We start from the raw sequence: 22747 nt of genomic DNA, 5'->3' as shown, positions 1-22747 counted from the left end.
CGCACTTAGAGCGTGTCCTACATGGCCAGTTGGCGGTTGTGCTGTTCATGGGAAGTGGAGGGTGGGGATGGATTGTTCCGGACGGACTGTGGGAGATAGCGAGGCCGTTACTGCCGTCGGCCAGAGTGCGGCCGCAGGGCGGCGGGGTCGCGAACATCGATGATGAGGCGGTCTTCGCGGCGATCATCTACGTACTGGTCAGCGGATGCGCCTGGCGGGCCCTGCCGCCGTGCTTCGGTGCGTCGAAGTCGACCGTGCACCGACGGTTCGTCATCTGGTCGAGAGCCGGGGTGTGGGGCCGGCTGCATGAGAAGATTCTGCAGCTCCTGGATGAACGGGACTTGATCGATCTGTCCCGGGCGGTCCTGGACTCCGCGCACGTGCGCGCTAAAAAGGGGGCGAACTTGCAGGTCCGAGCCCCGTGGACCGGGGCAAGCCGGGTTCCAGGATGCACGTCCTGTCCGACGCGGACGGACTGCCCCTACGCGTCGGGCTCTCCGCGGCCAACACCCACGACAGCCTCGCGCTGAAGCCCATGCTGTCCCATTTCCACATGGGACACGAATCCCACGCGACGGAATCGAAGCCCGGCCGCCTTCACGCCGATAAGGCGTACGACGTCCCCCACCTGCGGCGATGGCTCTGGGGTAAGCACATCGGAGTCCGCATCGCCCGCAAAGGCATCGAATCCAGCGAGCGGCTCGGCCGCCGCAGATGGGTCATCGAGCGCACCATGTCCTGGCTGACCGGCTACCGCAGACTCAACCACCCCTACGAGCGGAAACCAGGCAACTACCTGGCCTTTCTCGGACTGGCAGCCGCTCTCTGCTGCTACAAACGATTCCTCAAACTGACCATGCAGGACACGCTCTAAGGCCCGTGAAGGCCCGTGTCCGACTGCGGGAGACGGCCGGGCTCCCGTCGGCCGCGCGCGGCCCCGCCGCCACGTTCGCGGACCGTCTCGGCGTACTGGCGGCCAGGATGCGCGAGGTGTCGAAGGCCCGTACGGAGCAGGAGTTCCGGGAGCGGATGGCGAGCACCGGGGAGGGTGACGGGACCGAGGAGGAAGGACGGATGCGGGCCGCCGTCGGGCTGCCCGCACCGGGCACGGGCGACATGGCCGGGTGAGCCCGCACCTCCGTCCTTGACCCTCCCCTTGCACGGTGGCTCTCGCGCCGAAGCGCCGTACGCAGGACACTTGGTCCTGACGTCGGGTCACCGACCCCCGGCGGCGCAGGACATCGGACGCAGCTCTCGGAGGGGGACACACATGCGGGACAGCCATCGGGCGGAAGCCGAAAGGCTGTTGGTGCGGGCCGTGGAGGAGGAGGCGCGTCGCACGGGTGGCCGGACGGACCCCGGTGTGCTGATGGCGCGGGCGCGGGCGGCTCTGGACACCATCGCGGCGGGGGCGGGCGAGGAGTACGCCGCGTACACGCAGGCACTCGACGCGGCGGCGGCCGGTGACCGTCCCCTCTCCGAGCGGCTCAGCCGGGAGGCGCTGGGGACTCCACTGCTGGTCACAGGGGTCGCGGCCGTCGCCGCGTTCGGGGCGGATCTGGCGTTCGGCACGACCACCGGTCCCGCCCTCGGCGCGGGCGCGGTCGTCGCGGTGGCCGGCGCCGCGACGACCGTGGCGAAGGCGACCGCCTCGCACTGGCCCGCCGCCCACCGCCGCGCCGGAGCGGCCGGACAGCCGGGCGGGGCCGAGCAGTTGCGGCTCCAGTGGCTTTCCGCGCTGGAGGTACGGGGCATCCGCCCGTATCTGGACCAGCAGCGGATGCTCACCCCCACCACCCGCGCGTCCCAGCAGAGAAAGCCCTCTGTCGTACGGCAGTTGCGCGGCGGTGACCGCAGTGCAGCCGCCCGTGCCCGGGTCGTGCTGGAGCAGTCCTTCGGCCATCTGCCCAGCACCGAAGGGCCGTTCACCGGCCGGCGGGCCGAGCTGGGACAGATCGCCCAGTGGGTGCACGCCGCCCGCGCCTCCACGCGGACCCGCCCCACCGTCGTCGTGCTGCACGGCGAACCGGGGTCCGGACGCACGACGCTCGCGGTGCGGGCGGCGCACGCGCTCAAGGACCAGTTCAAGGGCGCCTGCGTGGTCGACCTGCGGGGCCAGGTCAGCGGGGAGAGTCCGCTGCCGACCCGGGACGCCCTGCTCCACCTCCTCAACCGGCTGGGCGCCCCGCGCGAGCAGCTCCTCTTCCGGGACGGCACCACGCCCGGAGCCCCCGCCCGACGCGACGGGGCTCCCGGCAACTCCGGTCCCGCGCAGGCGGCGGCGTACGGGAAGTCCGCCGCCGAACAGCATGTGCGGCGCCTCGGCGAGCTGTACCACCAGCACCTCACCGGGACCCCCGTCACCATCGTGCTGGACGACGCGACCGACGCCGAGCAGGTCCGCACCCTGATCCCGGAGCGCTCCGACAGCCTGGTCATCATCACCGCCCGGGAGCCGCTGGAGCTGCCCGAGGACGTGCCGGCCTGGGTGCACCACCTGCCGGTCGGCCCGCTGGACGCGGGAGGCGCCGAGGAGCTGCTGCGCGAGGTGGCCGGGGGCGAGGAGTCGGGGCCGTACGACTATCCGGCCACCGACGCCGTCGTGGAGCTGTGCGGCGGGCTGCCGCTGGCGCTGCGGGTGGCCGCGTCCGCGCTCGGGGCCCGTACCCGCAGTGCGCTCGCGGAGGACCTGCGGGCGTACGGTCCGGTCTCCCCCGTGGACCGGACCCTGTGGCTGCGCTACACCGACCAGAACGAGGCGGCCCGCCGGCTGCTGCGGCGGCTCGCGCTGGCGGGCCGGGCCAGCCTCGGGGCGGCGGCCGCCGCTGCCCTGCTGGCGGCCGATGAGCAGGAGGCCGGGCGGCGGCTGGAGGAGCTGACCCGGGCCGGGCTGCTCACCCACGTTCGGGGCTCGCGCTACCGGCTCCACGACCTCGTGAGGGGCTTCGCCCTGGCCCGGCTCCTGGACGAGGAGGAGCCCGCCGAGCGGGCAGCCGCCCATGAGCGGCTGCTGACGAGCTACGCGGAGCTGGCGAACGCCGTGATCCGCATGGTCGACGGGAAGATGTCGACCCGGGCCGGACAGTTCGGCTCGCACGGCTTCGGTTCGCTGGACTCGGCGCTGCGCTGGCTGGACGACGAGTCCAGCTTCATCACCTCCGCGCTGCGCCACACCGAGGGCGTCGACCAGTCCACCGTCCTGAACCTCCTGGGCGCGTTGTGCGACTACTGCCTGCTGCGCGGCGACCTCTACCGGCTGGGTGAGATCAGCGAGCTGACGCGCTCCGTCGACCAGGGGCTGCTGGAGCGCTCGGTGCAGTGGCGTACGGGGATCGCGGCGCGGCAGCTCGGTGAGCTGGACAAGGCCCGCACCACGCTCTCCTCGGTGGTCGGCCTCTACCGGGAGGCGGACAACGACGCGGGCGCGGCCCTCGCCCTCTGCTCGCTCGGCATCACCCTGCACCACCAGGGCAACCTCACCGAGGCCGCCGCCCGGCTCGGGGAGGCGCTGGAGCTCCAGGCCTCCGCCTCGCAGGCCGAGGACCGGGCCTGGACCCTGCACGCGCTGGCGGCCGTCGAACGCGACCGGGGCAACCTGGCCCGCGCGCTCGCCCTGCTGGACACCGCGCTCACCCTGCACCGCGAGGGCGAGTCGCTGCACGGGGAGGCGTGGACGCGCTTCCAGCTCGGCCAGGTCCGCCTCCGTACCGGCGAGGTGGCGGCGGCCGAGGAGGCCCTGTCCACCGCCCTGGAGCTGTACGGCCGCACCCGCGACGGGCGCGGCGAGGCCTGGGCCATCACCCAGCTCGCCCGGGCCCGGCTGCTGGACGGCGACCCGGAGGCCGCCCTGGAGCAGCTCCGCGACGCGCTGGCCCGGCACCGGGACAACGAGGACGCGCGCGGTGAGGCGTGGACGCTGTACTACCTGGGCCAGGCGCTGGAGGAGGCCGGCGACACCGTGGAGGCCGTACGGGAGCTGGAGCGGGCCCGGACGATGTTCTCCCGGATGCGGGACGTGTACGGGCTCGCCTGCGCCCGCCACCACTCGGGCCGGGTCACCCGCGACCAGCGGGCCGCGCAGACGGGGAACCTGCGCAATTCGGGGTTCGCCCGGCAGCTCCTGATGGACGCGCGGGCCGACTTCCGGCGCATCGGGGTGGCGCACGGGGAGGCGTGGGCCTGCCTGGAGCTGGCGCTGATCGACGCGGGCAACGGCCGGGCGGCCCAGGCGCTCGCGCTGTGCGACGAGGCGGTGGAGCTGTTCGTCTCGTACGGGGACGAGCGCGGGCGCGACTGGGCCCGGTTCCTGCGGTGCACGCTGCTGCCGTACGCCTCGCCGGGCGGCAGCGAGGTGGGCACGGTGGTGGCCCAGCAGGAGCTGGCGGAGCTGGCCGCCGCGCACCACCCGGCCCGGGACTCCGGTCTCGAGCGGTGCGCGGAGACGTTCGCGGTGGTCCTGAGCCGGGGTGTGGACCTGGAGGACGGCTGGCAGGCGTGGCGGCTCGGCCTGATCCCGACCCGCCACTCCCGCGAGGTCATGGGCGTGCGGACCTCTGCCGGCCCGTCCGGCGTCTGAGGACGGAAGCCCGCGTCCCGGGGCCCCTGGCCTACTTCTCGGCGGTCACGCCGGGGGCCCCGCTCTCGGCGGCCGGATCAGGCGCCTCCTCGAAGTTGACCCGCCCCATGTGCCGGTTCATCGACTTCATCAGCTGCCACACCCCGATGGCGAGGGCGGCGAAGACGAGGAACCCGAGAACGCCGGGGGTGACCTTGTTCTTGTCGAGTTCGGCGGCGAGCGGGACGACGTGCGTCAGTGCCTGGGTCGCGTACATATCAGGCATTGTCGCGGATGCCCGCGAAGAGGTCGCTCTCGGGGAGGGAGGTATCGACCAGAGACTTCGCCAGCTCGTACTCCTCGGTCGGCCAGACCTCCCGCTGGATCTCCATCGGAACGCGGAACCAGCCGCCCTCCGGATCGATCTGCGTGGCGTGCGCGATCAGCGCCTTGTCGCGGATCTCGTAGAACTCGTCGCAGGGAACGTGCGTGGTCAGCGTGCGTTCGACGCGCTCGAACTCCTTCCACCGCTCCAGCCACTCCCCGTACGGCGACTCCAGGCCGCGCGCCAGGAGCGCCTCGTGCAGCGCGACGGTGCGCGGCCGGTTGAAGCCCTGGTTGTAGTAGAGCTTCCGCGGCGTCCAGACCGGCCCGAACTCGTCCTCCGGGAAGGCCTCCGCGTCGGCCGCACCGTCGAACGCGATCATCGAGATCGTGTGCGTCATGATGTGGTCGGGGTGCGGGTAGCCGCCGTTCTCGTCGTACGTGGTGATGACCTGCGGCCGGAACGCGCGGATCTTCGCCACCAGCCGCCCGGCCGCGACCTGGGGGTCCTCCAGCGCGAAGCAGCCCTCCGGCAGCGGCGGCAGCGGGTCTCCCTCGGGGAGGCCGGAGTCGACGAAACCGAGCCACTCCTGCTGGACGCCCAGGATCTCCCGGGCCTCGTCCATCTCCTTCTTGCGCACCTCGTGGATGTTCTTCTCGATGTACGCGTCGCCCTGGAGCTTCGGGTTGAGGATGGAGCCGCGCTCGCCCCCCGTGCAGGTCACGACCAGCACGTCCACCCCCTCGGACACGTACTTGGCCATGGTGGCCGCGCCCTTGCTCGACTCGTCGTCGGGGTGGGCGTGAACGGCCATCAGTCGCAGCTGCTCAGTCAAAGCTCGATCCTCAGTGATGTGGTCGCGATGTGATGTGACCGCGGTGGGTCGCCAGGGAGAGAGTGCCATCACCCTGGTGGTCGTTGTCCTGCCTCTTTCGTGGTCCTGCTGTTCCGCTCCGGGGCGCGGTCGGACGACGAACCGGGGACTTCTATAGTGACCGAACGGGGAGGTGGAAAATTCCTCGTTGCCCGGACCGGAGGGAAAGATCATGACGGCGGTTCGCGAAGCCACGCCCGCGGGGCGGTACGGCAGGACCGACGACCAGCGTGCGGACCGCAGGCTGAAGATCGTCGGTTCGGTGCTGGGCGTCGCGCTGCTCGGCGTGGTCGGCTGGATCGGCTACGGCTATGTGACCGGCCAGGGCATCAGCGCCGAGCTGATCAAGTTCGACATCGTCTCCGACACACGGACCGAGGCCCACCTCGAAGTGCGCAAGGGCAGCGAGGTCGACGGCTACTGCACCGTACGGGCCCTGAGCAAGGACGGCAGCGAGGTCGGCCGCAAGGAGGCCCGCTTCGGCCCCGGTGCGAGCCGGATCGACGAGCTCCTCGTGATGCGGACCCGGGCCCGGGCCACCGCGGTGGAGCTCACGGGCTGCACGGGCGGCGACTCTCCCGCCGGCTGACCGTCCGACGGCGGACTTTTCGCCGCGCCCGATCCAGTGCACCCCTGCTGACCTGGGCCTTCCCTCGGCCGGGCAGTCCACCCGGACGTGTGACGGTTTACCTTCTCCCCCTTTTCCTGGGGAATTGTTAGGCTCGTGGTTTCGCCCACCCGAGGAAGTACATGCTTCCGGGTAGGGCGATCCTTTGTATTCCCAGTACCGACGAGGAGCACCTGTGACCCAGACCAGCGAAAACGTCACCTGGCTCACGCAGGAGGCGTACAACCAGCTCAAGGCCGAGCTGGAGTACCTGTCTGGTCCCGCGCGCACGGAGATCGCCGTCAAGATCGCGGCGGCCCGTGAGGAGGGTGACCTCCGGGAGAACGGCGGGTACCACGCGGCCAAGGAGGAGCAGGGCAAGATGGAGCTGCGCGTGCGGCAGCTCACCCAGCTCCTGGAGCACGCGAAGGTCGGCGAGGCGCCGGCCGACGACGGCGTGGTCGAGCCCGGCATGGTCGTGACGATCGCCTTCGACGGCGACGAGGACGACACGACGACGTTCCTGCTCGCCTCCCGCGAGTACGCCAGCGGGGACATCGAGACGTACTCCCCGCAGTCCCCGCTCGGTATCGGCGTGAACGGCAAGCGGACCGGCGACAACGCGGAGTACGAGCTGCCGAACGGCAGGACGGCCACGGTGAAGATCCTCGCCGCGAAGCCGTACACGGGCTGACGCCCGGCCCGCCCCGACGCACACGACGCGGGACCCCGGCCCTCTCGGAGGGCCGGGGTCCCGCGTCGTCGCGTCTTGCTGGGATGGCTCAGGCGGTCGCCGAGCGGTACTTGCGGACCGCCAGGGTCCGGAACACCACGATGATCACGACCGACCAGATGACCGAGGCGAGGATCGGGTGCTCCATCGGCCATGCCCCGGTGACCGACTTCGGCACGCCCGGCATCGTGTTGCCGAAGAGCTGGCGGGCGCCCGCCACCGTGGCGCTGAAGGGGTTCCACTCGGCGACGTGCTGGAGGAACGTCGGCATGCCGGTGACCGGCACGAAGGCGTTCGAGATGAACGTCAGCGGGAAGAGCCAGATCAGCCCGCCGGAGGTGGCCGCCTCGGGGGTGCGTACGGAGAGGCCGATCAGGGCCCCGATCCAGGAGAAGGCGTAGCCGAGCAGGAGCAGCAGCAGGAAGCCGCCGATCACCTTGCCGAGGTTCTCGTGGGTGCGCCAGCCGACGATCAGGGCGACCCCGGCGAGCACGACGAGCGTGAGCGTGGTCTGTACGAGGTCGGCGAGCGTACGTCCGGTGAGGACGGCGCCCCGGGCCATCGGCAGCGACCGGAAGCGGTCGATGAGCCCCTTGTGCATGTCGTCGGCGATGCCCGCGCCGGCGCCCGCGGTGGCGAAGGTGACGGTCTGGGCGAAGATGCCCGCCATCAGGAACTCCTTGTACAGCTGCGGGTCGGTGGAGCCGCCGATGCTGATGGAGCCGCCGAAGACGTACGTGAACAGCACCACGAACATGATCGGCTGGATGAGCCCGAAGATCACCATCTCGGGGATCCGGGTCATCCTGATCAGGTTCCGCTTGGCGACGACGAGCGAGTCCTTGACGGACTGGACCATGCCGCCGGAGGGGCGGGGGGCCAGGACGGGGGCGTCCTTGGTGGTGACGCTCACGGGGTCTCCTCCTTGCCGTCGTTGTCGTGGGCCTCGGCCGCGTGGCCCGTGAGCGAGAGGAAGACGTCGTCCAGGGTCGGGCGGCGCAGGGCGATGTCGTCGATCTCCACGCCGCTGCCGTCCAGCTCGCGGATGATCTCGGCGAGCAGCTTGGCCCCGCCGCTCACCGGGACGGTCAGCTTGCGCGAGAGCCGTACGACGCTGACCTCGCCCTTGCCGAGGGTGGTCAGCACGGAACGGGCGGGTTCGATCTCGTCGGGGCGGTGCACGACGACCTCGACGCGCTCGCCGCCGGTGCGGGCCTTGAGCTCGTCGGAGGTGCCGCGGGCGATGACCTGACCGTGGTCGATGACGCAGATGTCGTTGGCGAGGCGGTCGGCCTCCTCCAGGTACTGCGTGGTCAGCAGCAGCGTCGTACCGCCCGCCACCAGGTCCTCGATGACGTCCCAGAGCTGCTGCCGGTTGCGCGGGTCGAGGCCGGTGGTCGGCTCGTCCATGAACATCACGGGCGGCGAGACGACCAGGGCGGCCGCGAGGTCGAGGCGGCGGCGCATGCCGCCGGAGTACGTCTTGGCCGTACGGTCGGCGGCGTCGGCGAGGTTGAACCGCTCCAGCAGGACGCCCGCCCGGGCCTTCGCGTCGCGGGCGCTCATCTGGTAGAGCTGCCCGACCATCTGGAGGTTCTCGCGGCCGGTCAGATACTCGTCGACCGCGGCGAACTGCCCGGAGAGCCCGATGGAGCGGCGTACCTCGTTGGGCTTCTTCAGCACATCGATCCCGGCCACGAACGCAGCTCCGCTGTCGGGGCGCAGGAGGGTGGTCAGGACCCGTACGGCGGTCGTCTTGCCCGCGCCGTTGGGTCCGAGCAGCCCGAGGACGGTGCCCTCGGGAACATCGAGGTCGACCCCGTCCAGGGCTCGTACGTCACCGAAGGTCTTCACCAGGCCTTCGGCGTGGATCGCACCTGGCATAGAGGGACTCCCCCGTCGCTCGTTCTGGGTACGTGCGCGCCACGTGGCTTCTCGTCACCTGGCTTCGGGAGTGATCCTAGGATTCGCGGGGCCTCACCGCGCGGTGAATATCGAGAGCCGGCCAAGCTAGCGGAATCCGGACGGTCAGCCGATGACCCGGTACCCCTCCGCGCGCAGCGCCGCCTCGACCTCTTCGCAGTGGCGGGGGCCCTTGGTCTCCAGGTGGAGGTCCACCTCCACCTCGGTCAGGCCCAGGCGCGGGTCGGTGCGCACATGGCCGATGTCCAGCACATTGGCGTCGGCCACGGTCAGTGCGGCCAGCAGGGTGGCCAGGGCCCCCGGGCGGTCGGTGAGCCGCAGCCGCAGGCTGAGGTAGCGGCCGGCGGCGGACATCCCGTGGCGCAGGACGCGCTGCATCAGCAGCGGGTCCACGTTGCCGCCCGAGAGCACCGCCACCACCGGCCCCCGGAACGCCGCCGGGTCGCTGAGCAGCGCGGCCACCGGGCTCGCCCCGGCCGGCTCCACCACCAGCTTGGCCCGCTCCAGGCAGAGCAGCAGCGCGCTGGAGAGCTCGTTCTCGGTGACGGTCCGCACCTCGTCGACCAGCTCCTCGATCACCGCGAAGGGGACGTCGCCGGGGCGCCCCACCTTGATGCCGTCGGCCATGGTGACCGGGTCGTCGAGGGAGACCGGGCGGCCGGCGGCGAGCGAGGGCGGGTAGGCGGCGGCGCCCTCGGCCTGGACGCCGACGATCCGGATGTCGGGGCGCAGCGCCTTGACCGCGACGGCGATCCCGGCCGCGAGTCCGCCGCCGCCGATACCGACGACGATGGTGCGGACCTCGGGGCACTGCTCCAGGATCTCCAGCCCGACCGTGCCCTGGCCCGCGATGATGTCGGGGTGGTCGAAGGGGTGGATGAAGACCGCGCCGGTCCGCTCCGCGTACTCCTGGGCGGCGGCCAGCGTCTCGTCGACGACCTGTCCGTGCAGCCGCACCTCGGCCCCGTACTCCTGGGTCGCGGCGACCTTGGGGAGCGGTGCGCCGACGGGCATGAAGACGGTGGAGCGCACACCGAGGAGGGAGGAGGCGAGCGCGACGCCCTGGGCGTGGTTCCCGGCGCTCGCGGCGACCACCCCGGCCGCCCGCTCCACCGGGGTGAGGCCGGAGATGCGGACGTAGGCGCCGCGCAGTTTGAAGGAGCCGGTGCGCTGGAGGTTCTCGCACTTGAGGTGGACGGGGGCGCCGACCAGCTCGGTCAGGTGCCGGCTGCCCTCCAGGGCGGTCACTCTGGCCACCCCGGACAGCATTTTCTGCGCGCCCCGGACATCGTCGAGGATCAGGGCCGGGTGCCGGGAGGTCGCGCGGAACATCATGCCCGCAAGTCTTGCAGCTCGGAGCGGTCGCGGCAGACTTGTCCCATGGCGGCCTGCGGTGGTGTCCGCAGGTTTGTGCGGCACTGGTACGCGTTGCCCCGGGGCCGCGTACTCTGTCCCCCACCCATCCGACACCGCACGAAGAGAGCTTCCAGCCATGCCCCCTCAGGACATGACGACTGCTGCGTCTCCTTCCGGGGGCACCGCCCCCGAACACCCGGGCCCCGACCGCCTGCTGGACTCCCTCCAGCACCAGGTGGCGGTCTTCGCCCGCCGTGCCGAGCAGACCCGCCTCGGCGGTGTCGGCCAGGTCCGCAACTCGATGGACCGGGCGGCGTACCTGCTGCTGAACCGCCTGGACAAGGAAGGCCCGATGGGCGTCAAGGCGCTCGCCGCGGGCATGGGGATCGACTCCTCGACCGTGACCCGGCAGGTGGCCCCGCTCGTGGACACCGGGCTGGTCAAGCGGACCTCGCACCCGGAGGACGGGCGGGCCGTCGTGCTCCAGCTCTCCCCGCGCGGCCAGGCCCGCCTGGAAGAGGTCCGCGCCTCCCGGCGTGAGCTGATGTCGCAGGTGACGGACGGCTGGACGCAGGAGGAACGGGACACCTTCTGCGCGCTGCTCACCCGGTTCAACGGTTCGCTGGCCGCCCGCCAGGCCGCGCACCAGCCGCCGGGCGACTGACCCCCGCGCCCGAGCCCTCCGGTCCCTGCCCCCGCCACGAGGGGCGGGGACCTTGCCGTACCCTTCGCGAAGAGTTGCCTGAAGGATACTTTTTAGAGGTAAGGGGCGGGACATGGCGCAACAGAAGAGCCCGAGGGGCCCGGTGGAGCTGCTCACCACCGACCGGGAGAAGGCCACCGCGGAGTGGATCGACGGTGTCGCCGGATCGCTCCAGGGCCGTATCAGCAAGGCGGAGCTCGACCGGGAGCTACGCGAACTGTACGAGGCCCTGGTGTCCGGACTGGCCGCGGGGGACGAGACCCGTGGTGAAAGCCTGTCCGAGGTGCGGGCGCTGCTGACGGAGCTGTCCCGCAACCGGGCCCGGCAGGGATTCACGCCCAGCGAGACGGCGATCAGCGTGCTGGCGCTGAAGCAGGCGCTGGAGCCGGTGATGCGCAACGACTCCACCGCGGACACCACCGCCTACCTGCGGCTGAGCCGCGTACTCGACGACCTGGCGCTCTACACCATCGAGACGTACACCCGCACCCGCGAGGAGATCATCAGCTCGCAGGCCGCCCAGCTCATGGAGCTTTCGACGCCCGTGGTGAAGCTCTGGGACGGCGTCATCGCCGTGCCCCTGGTGGGCACCCTGGACTCCGCCCGCACCCAGGTGGTGATGGAGAAGCTCCTCCAGGCGCTGGTGGACACCGGCTCCGAGCAGGCCATCATCGACATCACCGGGGTTCCCGCCGTGGACACCGAGGTCGCGCAGCACCTGCTCAAGACGGTCGTCGCGGCCCGGCTGATGGGCGCGGAGTGCACGGTCTCCGGTATCCGCCCGCAGATCGCGCAGACCATCGTGGCGCTCGGCATCGAATTCGGTGACATCGTCACCAAGGCGACCCTCGCCGACGCGCTCCAGCACGCGCTGAAGAGGTCCGGCGTCGATCTCGTCACCCGTCAGGGCGGCGAGCGATGACCGAGCGGGTACCGGTCCTGCGGATCGGTGACATCCTCCTCGTCTCGATCCAGGTGGATCTGGAGGACCAGACGGTCCTGGACCTCCAGGAGGACCTGGCGGAGCAGATCGTCGCGCGGTCCGCCCGGGGGGTCGTCATCGACATCACCGCGGTCGAGATCGTCGACTCGTTCGTCGGCCGTATGCTGGCCACGATCGCCTCCATCTCCCGGCTCCTCGACGCCGAGACCGTGGTCGTGGGCATGCGGCCCGCCGTGGCCATCACCCTCGTCGAGCTGGGACTGTCGCTGGGCGGGGTGCGTACGGCTCTCGACCTGGAGAAGGGACTCGCGCTGCTGCGCCGGTCTGCGACCGGTGCGGAACTGCCGTGAGCGTCCCCTGGGCGGTGGAGACACCACCGCAGACGCAGCCGATCACCCAGAACGACGACGTGGTCCGCTCCCGCCAGCAGGTCCGCACGTTCGCGCAGGCGTGCCGGCTCTCCCTGGTCGACCAGACGAAGTTCATCACGGCCGCCAGCGAACTGGCCCGGAACACCCTGGTGTACGGCGGTGGCGGCGAGATGCGGGCCGGGCCGGTGGAACGGCACGGGCGGCGCGGCGTCGCGGCCGTCTTCGAGGACTCCGGCCCCGGCATACCCGACACCGAACTGGCCCTCACCGACGGCTGGACCTCCGGCGGCGGGCTCGGGCTCGGGCTGAGCGGGGCGCGACGGCTGGTCGACGAGTTCTTCCTCGACACCGAGGTGGGGCGCGGCACCACCGTCACCATCATCAAGTGGGCGCGATGACGACGCCGACCGTGCTGGACCACGAGGACGTGGAGTGGTTCCGCGCCGCTCCCGAGATGCCATCGGCGGCCCGGGGCGCCGCCGCCACCCTGGCCCGGCGCATCGGACTGGACGCCTACCGGTCCTCCGAGGTCGCCCTCGCGGTCACCGAGGCGGCGACCAACCTCCAGCGCCACGCGAGCGACGGCGCGCTGCTGCTCCGCGTCCTGCGCACCCCGGAGCAGGCAGGTGTCGAGTTCGTCACCGTGGACACCGGCCCCGGCATGGCCGATGTCCAGGCGGCGCTGTCGGACGGCGCCTCCTCCGCCGGGACGCTGGGCATCGGGCTCGGCGCGGTGGCCCGGCTCGCCGACGCCTTCGACATCCACTCCCTGCCGGGCCGGGGCACGGTCATGGCCGCGCAGTTCTGGGCGCGCGAGGCCGGGGCGGCGCCGACCGGCGGTGTGCCGTCGGTCGCCTCGGGGCTGACCCGGCCCATCAGCGGCGAGACGAGCTGCGGCGACGCCTGGGCCGTACGCGTGGACGAAGGCGCTACGGAAGAGTCCCGCCCCTCCGGCGGCGGCTCCGCCCCGTCCGCCGAGCCGGCGGTCCTGGCCATGCTCTGCGACGGGCTGGGCCACGGACCGCTCGCCGCGCTCGCCTCCGAGGCCGCGGTGGCGGCGTTCCGGCGGAGCACGGCCCGCCACCCGGAGGGCCTGCTGCGCGACATCCACGCGGCGCTGCGCGGCACCCGGGGCGGCGCGGTGGCGGTGGCCCGGATCGAGCCGGCCCATGGGCGGCTCCTCTACTGCGGCATCGGGAACGTGAGCGGTGTGCTGCTCGGGCCCGAGTCGCGTAACGGGCTGCTGTCCGCACCGGGCATCGTCGGGCAGCAGATGCGCAGCCTGCGCACCTTCGAACTGCCCTTGAAGCCCGGCGGAGCGCTGGTCATGCACTCCGACGGGCTGACCGAGCGGTGGAAGGCCGACGACCTGCCCGGTCTGCTCCGGCACAGCCCGGCCGTGATGGCGGGCCAGCTGCTGCGCGAGGCGGGGGTCCGCCGCGACGACGCGGGGATCCTGGTCGTGAAGGGCGCCTGGTGAGCGGGGGCGTACCGGACCCGGCCATCCTCGCAGCGTACGAACTGACCACGGCGCAGGACGTCTTCGCCCTGCGCCGCACCGGCCAGAGCGCGGCGGCGGCCCTGGGGATGGACCGGCAGGACCAGATGCGCGTCGCCACCGCGCTGAGCGAGCTGGGCCGCGACCGGCTCGGCTGCGCGGGCCTGACCGTGTCCTTCGCCCTGCCGGTGGGCCGGGAGCCGGTGCTCTCGGTCGTCTTCGCGTGGACGGGCGGTACGAAGGCGGACCCGGATCTCGAACCGGCCGCCCGGCTGCTGCACCGCGTCCGCCACGAGCCCGCCGCCCCGGGGGGACGGATCGTCGCCGAGCATCCGCTGCCCGCGAGCTGGGCGGACGGGCCGGACGTACGGCGCGGGGCGCGGGAGGCGCTGAGCCGGCACGCCTCCCCGACCCTCTCCGACGACCTGCGGGCCCAGACCCGCGACCTGATCACCGCCCTGGAGGAGACCCGGGCCCAGCGCGAGGAGATGCGCCGGCTCAACGAGGAGCTGGAGGAGACCAACCGGGGCGTCCTGGCCCTGTACACCGAGCTGTCGCAGGAGCTGGAGGAGACCAACAGCGGGGTCGTGGCCCTCCACGCCGAGCTGGAGGAGAAGTCCGCGCGGCTGCGCGAGACCAGCGAGGCCAAGACGCGGTTCTGGCGCAACATCAGCCATGAGCTCCGCACGCCGGTGAACGCGATGGTGGCCCTCACCCGGCTGTTGCTGGCCCCCGGCTCCGCCCCGCTCACCGACGAGCAGCGGCGGCAGCTCTCCCTCATCGACGCCTCCGGGCAGTCCCTGCTCTCGCTGGTCGGCGACCTGCTGGACGTGGCGAAGGCGGAGGCGGGCCAGCTGGAGGTCATCACGGCGCCGACCGATCTGCGGGCGCTGCTGGCCCAGCTGGGTGCCGTGATGCGCGGGACGGGGGCGTCCGGCGTCACCCTGCTGATGCCGGAGCCCGCGGCCTTCCCGGTGGCGCTCACCGACGAGGCCCTGCTGACCCGCATCCTGCGCAACCTGCTCTCCAACGCCCTGAAGTTCACCGAGGAGGGCGAGGTCCGGGTGGAGCTCCGGGTGGAACCTCCGTGGATGGCCTTCACCGTCACCGACACCGGCGTCGGTATCCCGGAGGACGAACTGGCCCAGGTGTTCGAGGAGTTCTACCAGGTGCGCGGGCCGCTCCAGCGGGTCCACCGGGGCACCGGCCTCGGACTCCCGTACGCCCGGACGCTCGCCGAACTCCTCGGCGGCACGCTCCGGTTGTCGAGCGCCCCCGGAGCGGGTACCCGGGTCGAGGTCGAGCTGCCCTTCGTGCCCGCGCCCCCGCCGTCCGCACCCGCCCCGGAGACCGACCCGTGACCGACACCGCCCGCGTCGACAGCGCGCCAGGAACCGTCCTGGTGATCGACGACGACGAGACCAACCGCTACATCCTCACGAGCTGGCTCACCCGCGCCGGGCACACGGTCGTGGGCGCGGCCGACGGCACGGCGGGGCTGGCCCTGCTCGCTTCGGCCGACCGCCCGCTGCCGGAAGCGGCCGTCATCGACGTGCAGCTCCCGGACATGACCGGCTTCGAGGTCTGCGAGCGGATCAAGGCCGACGCGCGCACCGCCTCCCTGCCGGTCATCCACGTCTCGGCCGTCGCCGTCAACGCCGAGGACCACACGGAGGGGCTCAGCCGGGGCGCGGACGCCTATCTGGACCAGCCCATCGACCCGGGCGAGTTCCTGGCCACCGTGACGGCCGCCCTGCGCTACGCGCGTGCCAGGCGCCGGGCGGAGCTGCTGACCCTGCGGCTGGCCGCGCTGAACCGGGCGACCCTGGACGTCTACCGGGCCGTCGGCTTCCACTCCTTCAGCGCCGCGGCGACCGGTGGCGCCGCCGCCCTGATGTCCGCGCCCGCCACCGCGGTCTTCCTGAGCCCGCAGGGGCAGCCGGTGCACAGCCACGCCGCCGGCCCCGACGCGGCCCCGGTCTCCGTGCCGGCCGCGGCCGAACTGCTGGACCGGCTGGCCTCCTCATCGCTCGGCGGTGACTCCGGCATCGAGGTCACGGCGATACCGCACAGCCACTGGAAGGCGATGCTGCCTCTCGACCCGATCGAGGGGGACGTCGTCCTGGTGGTGGCCCGGACCAAGCGCAACCGGCCGCCCGTCTGCGTCGCCGTACCCGCCTGGGCGGCCGACGGCACCGACGAGCGCGAGCTCCTCCAGCAGCTCGTCAACGCCTGTGCGCTGGCCCTGGAGGCGCTGCGTACCTTCAACGAGGAGCACGCCCTCGCGCTCGCCCTCCAGCGCACCTTCCTGCCGGACCGGCTGCCGTCCGTACCGGGTGTCTCGCTCGCCGTGCGCTACCTCCCGGCCTCCGACCACGCGGAGATCGGCGGCGACTTCTACGAGGCACTGGAGACGCCGGACGGGCTGCTCCTGGCCATCGGAGACGTGGCCGGGCACTCGCTGGTGGCCGCGACGGTCATGGGCGAGATCCGCCACGCGCTGCGCGCCTACGCCCTGGAGGGCCACCCGCCCCACCATGTGCTGGAGCGCCTCGACGCCCTCCTCGCCCACACCCGGCCCGGCCTCACCGTGACGCTCTGCCTCGTCCTGGTCGACCCGGACGGCAGCCGGATCCACGTCGCCAACGCCGGTCACATCCCGCCCCTCCTGCTCGCCCCCGACTCCACCGCCGCCTACCTCCACGAGCACGGCCCGCTGCTGGGCCTCCGCCTCCCGCACCCGCCCGCCCGCGTCCACCCGGTCGCCCCGGGCACCCGCATCCTGCTGATCACCGACGGGCTGGTGGAGGTGCGCACCCAGAACCTCGACGACAGCCTGGCCGCGTTCCGCTCCGCGACCCTGGCGGGCCCCCGGGAGCTGGAGGCGCTGTGCGACGTCCTCCTCGGCTCGTTCGGCGAGGACAAGGAGGACGACATCGCGCTGCTCGCCCTCCAGCTGGACGACGCCCCGGGCCCGTGACGTCGGCCCTCTTGACCGCACCCGGGTGCCGGGGCTCGGATGAGCTGCATGCGAGAGCGGCAGACCCACCGGGACCGGCTCCGCGCCCAGGAGTTCGAGGCCTTCGTGGCGGGCGCGGGCGGCCGGCTGCTGCGTACGGCGACGCTGCTCACCGCCGAGCCGGCCGCACCGGCGGGCGCGTACGTACGGGCCGAGCGGCTGCTCTGCGCGGCGCTGGCCCGGACGTACGCGGAGTGGGACCGGCTGCGCGGCGAGGACCCCTACGACCGCACCCGCCAGGAGCTCGCGGTGCGCTTCGCCCGGGACGCCTGGCGCCACCGGCGCCCGCTCGGCGGGGTGCTGGACCGGCTCACACCGCTGGAGCGGCTGGTGCTGGTGCTGCGGCTGTACGAGGAGGTCGGCGAGGACCAGACGGCGGCGCTGCTGGGGCTTCCGGCGGACCGGGTACGGGCGGTCTGCGACCGGGCGATCGCGGTGATGCGGTCAGCGGGGTCGGGGCGCGGGGCGGCGAGGTCGGGGCGCGGGGGTCCGGCCGCCGGGTCGGGGCGCACGGGGCCGGCCGCCGGGTCACCGTTCGCGTCCGGGGCGGCGCCGTGATCCGGGACGGGGGCCAGGACCGCAAGGCGGCGGAGGTCCGCCGGATGCTGGAGGGTCCGCATCCGGCGGTGCCGGCCGGTCTGGCGGACCGGGCCGCGCGGCGTGGCGCCCGGCTGCTGCGGTGGCGGCGCGGGGCGCGGCGTACGGCCTGGTGGCTGGCGGGGACGGGGTTCGCCGCGTTCCTGGTGTGGGCGGGGGTGGAGCAGCCGTGGCTGCCCGCGCCGACGGAGGTGACCCCGCCGCTTGAGGGGTGGTGAAGGTGCCGGGGGCCCGCCGTGCGCCGAGCGGGCCCCCGGGGTTCCGCTCCCCGGTCAGCCCAGGGCCTGGGTGAGGTCGGCGAGCAGGTCGTCGCCGTTCTCGATGCCGACGGAGAGGCGGACCAGGTCGGCGGGGACCTCCAGCAGGGAGCCCGCGACGGAGGCGTGCGTCATCCGGCCGGGGTGCTCGATCAGCGACTCGACACCGCCGAGGGACTCGCCGAGCGTGAAGAGCCTGGCCCGGTTGCAGACCTCGACCGCCGCCTCCTCGCCGCCCGCGACGCGGAAGGAGACCATGCCGCCGAACGCCTTCATCTGCTTGGCGGCGACCTCGTGGCCGGGGTGCTCGGGGAGGCCCGGGTAGAGGACGTGGGAGACCTTGGGGTGGCGGGTCAGCAGGTCGGCGACCTTGGTGGCGTTCTCGGTGTGGCGGTCCATGCGGACGGCGAGGGTCTTGATGCCGCGCAGCACGAGCCAGGCGTCGAAGGGGCCGGAGACCGCGCCCATGGCGTTCTGGTGGAAGGCCAGGTCGTCGGCGAGCTCGGGGTCGCTGACGACGAGGGCGCCGCCGACGACGTCGGAGTGGCCGCCCATGTACTTGGTGGTGGAGTGCACGATGACGTCCGCGCCGAGCGCGAGCGGCTGCTGGAGGTAGGGCGAGGCGAAGGTGTTGTCGACGACGAGGCGGGCCCCGGCCTCGTGCGCGACCTGGGCGACGGCGGCGATGTCGGTGATGCCGAGCAGCGGGTTGGAGGGGGTCTCCACCCAGACCGCCTTGGTGCGCGGGGTGATCGCCTCGCGCACCGCCGCCACGTCCGAGGTGTCGGCGACCGAGAACTCCACGCCCCAGCGGCCGGCGACCTTGGCGAAGAGCCGGAAGGTGCCGCCGTAGGCGTCGTTGGGGATGACCACGTGGTCACCGGGGGTCAGCAGCGTTCGCAGGAGGCAGTCCTCGGCGGCGAGGCCGGAGGCGAAGGCGAGACCCCGGCGGCCGCCTTCGAGGGCCGCCAGGTTCTCCTCCAGGGCCGTACGGGTCGGGTTGGCGCTGCGGCTGTACTCGTAACCGCCGCGCAGTCCGCCCACGCCGTCCTGCTTGTACGTGGACACCTGGTAGATGGGCGGAACCACCGCGCCGGTGAGGGGGTCGGCGGTGTTCCCCGCGTGGATCGCGAGAGTCTCGAAGCTGTGCTGGTCGCTCATGGCCCCGAGCGTAGTTCGTCGCGCGGGCCCTCACCGGCCACTCACCGCTCCCGGGGCAGGAGGTCTCTTACCGGCCACTCACCGCTCCGGGGACAATGGGTCCATGGAGATTCTGTTGTTCCTGCTCGCGATGTGCATGCTCGCCGCGATCGTCGGCCCCTGGGTGATGCGCCGACGGGGCGGTATCCGCCAGGTCGCCCCGGGCTCGCCGGACGCGGCCGACCCCGACACCTACGGCTTCGCCCGCCAGGAGGAGCTGGACGTCCGGATGCCGGGCCCGGACCAGGACCTCCTGGACGTCCTCGACGTGGTCCAGGCCACCCAGGAGTGGCGGGCCGCCTCCCAGCTGCTGGCCGGTACGCCGAAGGAGAGCGAGGTCCGCTGGCAGCGGGTGCAGGCCTTCGCGGGCGCGGCCTCGCTGGAGCTGGCGGAGCGGCCGGGCGAAGGCGGCTCGTGGCTGCGCAAGTGGCGGGCGGAGGCCCCGAAGGACGCGGGCGGGGCGGCGGTGCACGCGGAGTTCCTGGTGCAGCAGGCGTGGCGCTCCTCGTCGGCGGGGAGCGACGACTTCCGGGTCATCCTGGAGGAGGCCCGCTCGGTCTGCGGCCAGGCGGCGCTCCTCGCGCCCGGTGACCCGGTGCCGTACATCGTGGAGCTGGCGGTGGCCCGCGGCCTGAACTACACCCCCGAGCAGTTCGACCAGCTCTGGGCGAAGATCATCGACCGGGCCCCGGCGCACATGGGCGCGCACATCGCGGCGCTGCACTTCCACTGCGAGAAGTGGCACGGCTCCCGCGAGGACGCCGACGCCTTCGCCACGGCCGCCGCCGCCCGCGCCCCGCAGGGTTCGCTGCTGGCCGCGCTGCCGCTGTTCGCGGTGTACGAGCACCTGCCGGAGGTCAACCTGGTGCAGGGCTTCTACCGCGGCCAGGTGGTGGTGAAGGCGGTCGAGGGCGCGATGTTCGCGGTCCACGCGGCCCGCCCGGACGACCCGATGCTCGCCCACGTACGCCATCTGCTGGTGCTGTTCCTGGTCCACATGGAGCGCTGGTCGGAGGCGATGCACCAGCTGGTCCTGATCGACGGCCACGTGGGCGCGCTGCCGTGGACGGCGGAGGCGGACCCGGCCGCGCAGTACGCGGTCTACCGGGCGCTGGCGGTCGCGGGCTACGAGGCGAACGGCGGCTCCCCGGCGACGCTGCCGCACTGAGAGCGGCGCCCGAGGGGCGTGCGGCCGGAATCCCGGTGGCGGGTCCCTTGTTGTACGTACCGAACCCCCACGACCCCGGAGGAGCCACCCGCATGTTCCTGAACCGCCGCACCCCCGAGCTCCCCACCCCGGAGCAGGCCCTGCGCGGCCGCCCCGTCCCCGAATTCACCGTCCCCTCCCGCCACACGGTCCTGGGCAACCCGCTGGTCGGCCCGTATCCGGAGGGGCTGGAGGTGGCGGACTTCGCGCTCGGCTGCTTCTGGGGCGCGGAGCGGAAGTTCTGGCAGACGAAGGGCGTCTGGACGACGCTCGTCGGCTACCAGGGCGGCTACACGGAGAACCCGACGTACGAGGAGGCCTGCTCGGGCCTGACCGGCCACACGGAGGCGGTCCGGGTCGTCTTCGACCCTGCCGTCGTCACGTACGAGGAGCTGCTGAAGCTGTTCTGGGAGTCCCACAACCCGACCCAGGGCTTCCGCCAGGGCAACGACGTGGGCACCCAGTACCGCTCCGCGATCTACACCCACTCCCCCGCCCAGGCAGCGGCGGCCGACGCCTCCCGCGCGGCGTACCAGAAGGTCCTGACGGCCTCGGGCCACCAGGAGATCACCACGGAGATCCTCCCGGCGGAGGGCCGCCCGTTCTGGCCGGCGGAGGCGTACCACCAGCAGTACCTGGACAAGAACCCGGGCGGCTACTGCGGAATCGGCGGTACGGGGGTGTCCTGCCCGATCGGGGTGGCGCCGGTCGAGGGCTGAGCGTCCGCGCGGGACCGGAGAAACCCAGGTGCCGGTGGGCGGCACACATCGTTAGGGTGCCCGGATGACGCAGATCAGGAAGCTCCAGTTCACCTTCGACTGCGCGCAGCCCGAGCGCCTCGCCCGCTTCTGGTGCGAGGTGCTGGGGTACGTCGCCCCGGCGCCGCCGGAGGGGTTCGCGACCTGGGACGCGTACAACCGCACACTGCCGCCCGAGGACCGGGACGCGTGGTTCGCCTGCTCCGATCCCTCGGGGGCCGGCCCGCGGCTGTACTTCCAGCGCGTTCCGGAGGGAAAGGTCGTGAAGAACCGGGTCCACCTCGATGTACGGGCGGGCCTCGGGCTCGTGGGGGCGGAGCGGCTCGCCACGCTGGAGGCCGAGCGCGACCGGCTGGTGGCGCTGGGGGCGGTGTGCCAGCGGGTGATGGTCGCGGACGAGGAGAACGAGTCGTGCATCGTGATGCAGGACATCGAGGGCAACGAGTTCTGCCTCGACTGAGGCGGCTCGGCCGAGGCAGCTGTCGCACGGCGGGCGGCGCGGGTCCGGTACCTCCCGGACGCCGCGCCGCCCGCCGCCGTCGCCGAACAGCGGGACGGACTACGGAGCCCAGGGACCCAGCATGTCCTTCATCGCGTCCGTCAGCGCGAGTTGCAGCAGCGGGCCGTAGGTGATCCGGCCGACGCCGAGGCGGCGGAAGCGCTCCAGGTCGTGTTTGACCGGGTGGGCCGTGGAGTTCACGGGTACGGAGACGGCGGCCGTCACCGCCGCCAGCAGCTCGTCGTTGTCCTGGATCTTCACCGGGTAGACGCTGTCCGCGCCGGCCTGCTCCAGGGCCCGCAGCCGTTCGATCGCCTCGTCGAGGACGGCGGCGGCGTCCTCCGCGTGCAGGAACAGGTCGGTCCGTCCGTTGATCCAGACCGGGACGCCCGCGTCGTCGGCCGCCGCGCGCAGGCCCGCGATGTAGCCCGCGTGCTCCTCCGTGGTGCGCACCCGGCCGCCCTCCGAGTGGACGGTGTCCTCGATGTTGAGGCCGACGCCGCCGACCTCGATCAGTCCGGCGATGAGATCCGCGGGCTTCTGCCCGTACCCGGCCTCCAGGTCCACGGAGACGGGGATGTCGACCGACGCGATGATCGGCCTGACGGCGGCGAGCACCTCCTCGAAGCTCTGCCCCTCCTGGTCCTTCGCCCCCCGGGAGTCGGCGAGCGGGTGGCTGCCGACCGTCAGCGCGGAGAATCCGGCGGCGGCCGCCGTCCGGGCCGACCAGGCGTCCCAGACGGTCGGCAGCACGAGCGGCTGGTGGTCGGCGTGCAGTTGCCCGAGGCGCTGAGCGCGCTCAACTGTGGTGCGAGAGTCCATGCCGACGACCGTACCCCCGGACCGGCCGGATACCCGCTCAGGCGGCCAGCCGCACGCCCATCGGCCCCGCCGGGCGGCCGGGATGTCCGGCGTGGCCGCCGCCGAGGCTCCGGGACCGCGCCCCGGAGAGTCTGATCAGCTCCTCCTGGGCCAGCGTGAGGACGTCGGCGAGTCCCAGGCCGAGCGCCTGGGCGGCGGCGGCCAGCACCTCGGAGGAGGCCTCCTTGCGGCCGCGCTCCACCTCGGAGAGGTAGGCCATCGAGATCCGCGCGGCGTCGGCCACGTCCTTCAACGTCCGCTCCTGGGACCGCCGTTCCCTCCGCAGTACGTCCCCGACGAGGTCGCGCCAGAGCGGCTCCCGGGACGGAGCGGGCCCGGGCGGGGCCGGGAGCGGGCGCAGGGGGATGACACGGGCCTGGTTCGTCGCTCGGATGGTCACCGCTCCAGCCTAGGAGCCGCGCACCCGCCAGGCACGGCCCGGGCGTTGCGCTCCGGGCGGA

Annotated in this window: 25 protein-coding genes; 17 read left to right on the top strand and 8 right to left on the bottom strand. The window is 72.8% G+C overall.

Features of this window, described 5'->3' with window-relative positions:
• The first annotated feature begins 47 nt into the window (after positions 1 to 47).
• From D6270_RS21940 to D6270_RS21930, 3 genes are all read left to right on the top strand, one after another.
• A protein-coding gene (locus D6270_RS21940; RefSeq protein WP_109167315.1) for an IS5 family transposase occupies positions 48 to 874 on the top strand; the annotation gives its coding sequence in 2 pieces (ribosomal slippage) (positions 48 to 390 and positions 390 to 874; 828 coding nt in all).
• Between the two features lie 5 nt (positions 875 to 879).
• The gene (locus tag D6270_RS21935) at positions 880 to 1128 is read left to right on the top strand and encodes a hypothetical protein (RefSeq protein ID WP_109163910.1); all 249 of its coding nucleotides are present in this window, start codon (positions 880 to 882) and stop codon (positions 1126 to 1128) included.
• Positions 1129 to 1270: 142 nt separating this feature from the next.
• Positions 1271 to 4576: a tetratricopeptide repeat protein gene (locus tag D6270_RS21930; RefSeq protein ID WP_109163911.1), complete on the top strand. Its 3306-nt coding sequence runs from the start codon at positions 1271 to 1273 to the stop codon at positions 4574 to 4576.
• 31 nt (positions 4577 to 4607) lie between these two features.
• Here D6270_RS21930 and D6270_RS21925 read toward each other — a convergent pair whose 3' ends face one another.
• Positions 4608 to 4832, bottom strand: a complete 225-nt coding sequence (locus tag D6270_RS21925) for a hypothetical protein (RefSeq protein ID WP_109163912.1) — start codon at positions 4830 to 4832, stop codon at positions 4608 to 4610.
• 1 nt (position 4833) lies between these two features.
• Positions 4834 to 5715 (bottom strand): mycothiol conjugate amidase Mca, encoded by an 882-nt coding sequence (gene mca, locus D6270_RS21920; RefSeq protein ID WP_109163913.1) that lies wholly within the window; start codon positions 5713 to 5715, stop codon positions 4834 to 4836.
• A gap of 211 nt (positions 5716 to 5926) precedes the next feature.
• Here mca and D6270_RS21915 point away from each other — a divergent pair, with 211 nt between their 5' ends.
• Positions 5927 to 6343: a DUF4307 domain-containing protein gene (locus D6270_RS21915; RefSeq protein ID WP_109163914.1), complete on the top strand. Its 417-nt coding sequence runs from the start codon at positions 5927 to 5929 to the stop codon at positions 6341 to 6343.
• Positions 6344 to 6557: 214 nt separating this feature from the next.
• The gene (gene greA, locus D6270_RS21910; protein ID WP_109163915.1) at positions 6558 to 7055 is read left to right on the top strand and encodes a transcription elongation factor GreA; all 498 of its coding nucleotides are present in this window, start codon (positions 6558 to 6560) and stop codon (positions 7053 to 7055) included.
• Between the two features lie 88 nt (positions 7056 to 7143).
• On the opposite strand, the gene D6270_RS21905 is transcribed toward greA, so the two are convergent.
• The 3 genes from D6270_RS21905 to ilvA form a co-directional block, all read right to left on the bottom strand.
• Positions 7144 to 8007, bottom strand: coding sequence for an ABC transporter permease (locus D6270_RS21905; RefSeq protein WP_109163916.1), 864 nt, complete (start codon positions 8005 to 8007; stop codon positions 7144 to 7146).
• On the bottom strand, positions 8004 to 8978 hold the full coding sequence (locus D6270_RS21900) for an ATP-binding cassette domain-containing protein (protein WP_109163917.1): 975 nt from the start codon (positions 8976 to 8978) through the stop codon (positions 8004 to 8006). Before D6270_RS21900 ends, D6270_RS21905 begins: the two co-directional genes overlap by 4 nt.
• A 144-nt stretch (positions 8979 to 9122) precedes the next feature.
• A complete protein-coding gene (gene ilvA / locus D6270_RS21895; protein WP_109163918.1) occupies positions 9123 to 10352 on the bottom strand; it encodes a threonine ammonia-lyase in 1230 nt (409 codons plus the stop codon).
• 157 nt (positions 10353 to 10509) lie between these two features.
• Between ilvA and D6270_RS21890 the strand changes: the two genes are divergently transcribed.
• The 9 genes from D6270_RS21890 to D6270_RS21850 all read left to right on the top strand — a co-directional run bounded on the left by D6270_RS21890 (position 10510) and on the right by D6270_RS21850 (position 17722).
• Positions 10510 to 11037, top strand: a complete 528-nt coding sequence (locus D6270_RS21890) for a MarR family winged helix-turn-helix transcriptional regulator (protein WP_109163919.1) — start codon at positions 10510 to 10512, stop codon at positions 11035 to 11037.
• Between the two features lie 112 nt (positions 11038 to 11149).
• Positions 11150 to 11998 (top strand): STAS domain-containing protein, encoded by an 849-nt coding sequence (locus D6270_RS21885; protein WP_109163920.1) that lies wholly within the window; start codon positions 11150 to 11152, stop codon positions 11996 to 11998.
• Positions 11995 to 12369, top strand: a complete 375-nt coding sequence (locus D6270_RS21880; protein WP_109163921.1) for an STAS domain-containing protein — start codon at positions 11995 to 11997, stop codon at positions 12367 to 12369. Before D6270_RS21885 ends, D6270_RS21880 begins: the two co-directional genes overlap by 4 nt.
• Positions 12366 to 12788: an ATP-binding protein gene (locus tag D6270_RS21875; RefSeq protein ID WP_109163922.1), complete on the top strand. Its 423-nt coding sequence runs from the start codon at positions 12366 to 12368 to the stop codon at positions 12786 to 12788. Before D6270_RS21880 ends, D6270_RS21875 begins: the two co-directional genes overlap by 4 nt.
• Positions 12776 to 13870 (top strand): ATP-binding SpoIIE family protein phosphatase, encoded by a 1095-nt coding sequence (locus D6270_RS21870; RefSeq protein ID WP_109163923.1) that lies wholly within the window; start codon positions 12776 to 12778, stop codon positions 13868 to 13870. The genes D6270_RS21875 and D6270_RS21870 overlap by 13 nt, the downstream gene beginning before the upstream one ends.
• The gene (locus D6270_RS21865) at positions 13867 to 15249 is read left to right on the top strand and encodes a sensor histidine kinase (protein WP_109163924.1); all 1383 of its coding nucleotides are present in this window, start codon (positions 13867 to 13869) and stop codon (positions 15247 to 15249) included. The genes D6270_RS21870 and D6270_RS21865 overlap by 4 nt, the downstream gene beginning before the upstream one ends.
• Positions 15246 to 16868, top strand: a complete 1623-nt coding sequence (locus D6270_RS21860; RefSeq protein ID WP_109163925.1) for a fused response regulator/phosphatase — start codon at positions 15246 to 15248, stop codon at positions 16866 to 16868. Before D6270_RS21865 ends, D6270_RS21860 begins: the two co-directional genes overlap by 4 nt.
• A gap of 48 nt (positions 16869 to 16916) precedes the next feature.
• Entirely contained in the window at positions 16917 to 17465 is a 549-nt protein-coding gene (locus D6270_RS21855; RefSeq protein WP_109163926.1) for a sigma factor-like helix-turn-helix DNA-binding protein, read from the top strand.
• Positions 17466 to 17509: 44 nt separating this feature from the next.
• The gene (locus D6270_RS21850) at positions 17510 to 17722 is read left to right on the top strand and encodes a hypothetical protein (protein ID WP_109167316.1); all 213 of its coding nucleotides are present in this window, start codon (positions 17510 to 17512) and stop codon (positions 17720 to 17722) included.
• A 54-nt stretch (positions 17723 to 17776) separates the two neighbouring features.
• Here D6270_RS21850 and D6270_RS21845 read toward each other — a convergent pair whose 3' ends face one another.
• A complete protein-coding gene (locus D6270_RS21845) occupies positions 17777 to 18922 on the bottom strand; it encodes a cystathionine gamma-synthase (protein WP_109163927.1) in 1146 nt (381 codons plus the stop codon).
• 103 nt (positions 18923 to 19025) lie between these two features.
• Between D6270_RS21845 and D6270_RS21840 the strand changes: the two genes are divergently transcribed.
• The 3 genes from D6270_RS21840 to D6270_RS21830 all read left to right on the top strand — a co-directional run bounded on the left by D6270_RS21840 (position 19026) and on the right by D6270_RS21830 (position 21386).
• Positions 19026 to 20129 (top strand): hypothetical protein, encoded by a 1104-nt coding sequence (locus D6270_RS21840; RefSeq protein WP_109163928.1) that lies wholly within the window; start codon positions 19026 to 19028, stop codon positions 20127 to 20129.
• Positions 20130 to 20221: 92 nt separating this feature from the next.
• Positions 20222 to 20887 (top strand): peptide-methionine (S)-S-oxide reductase MsrA, encoded by a 666-nt coding sequence (gene msrA / locus D6270_RS21835; protein ID WP_109163929.1) that lies wholly within the window; start codon positions 20222 to 20224, stop codon positions 20885 to 20887.
• 64 nt (positions 20888 to 20951) lie between these two features.
• Entirely contained in the window at positions 20952 to 21386 is a 435-nt protein-coding gene (locus tag D6270_RS21830) for a VOC family protein (protein WP_109163930.1), read from the top strand.
• Positions 21387 to 21485: 99 nt separating this feature from the next.
• On the opposite strand, the gene D6270_RS21825 is transcribed toward D6270_RS21830, so the two are convergent.
• Together D6270_RS21825 and D6270_RS21820 are read right to left on the bottom strand one after the other, a co-directional pair.
• Positions 21486 to 22247, bottom strand: a complete 762-nt coding sequence (locus tag D6270_RS21825) for an isocitrate lyase/PEP mutase family protein (RefSeq protein ID WP_109163931.1) — start codon at positions 22245 to 22247, stop codon at positions 21486 to 21488.
• Between the two features lie 37 nt (positions 22248 to 22284).
• Positions 22285 to 22686: a helix-turn-helix domain-containing protein gene (locus D6270_RS21820; RefSeq protein WP_109163932.1), complete on the bottom strand. Its 402-nt coding sequence runs from the start codon at positions 22684 to 22686 to the stop codon at positions 22285 to 22287.
• Between the last annotated feature and the right edge of the window lie 61 nt (positions 22687 to 22747).

The organism is Streptomyces griseus subsp. griseus, from assembly GCF_003610995.1.
Lineage (GTDB): Bacteria > Actinomycetota > Actinomycetes > Streptomycetales > Streptomycetaceae > Streptomyces.
The sequence above is the reverse complement of the archived record's forward strand: the minus strand, read 5'-3'. Positions and strand labels throughout refer to the sequence as shown.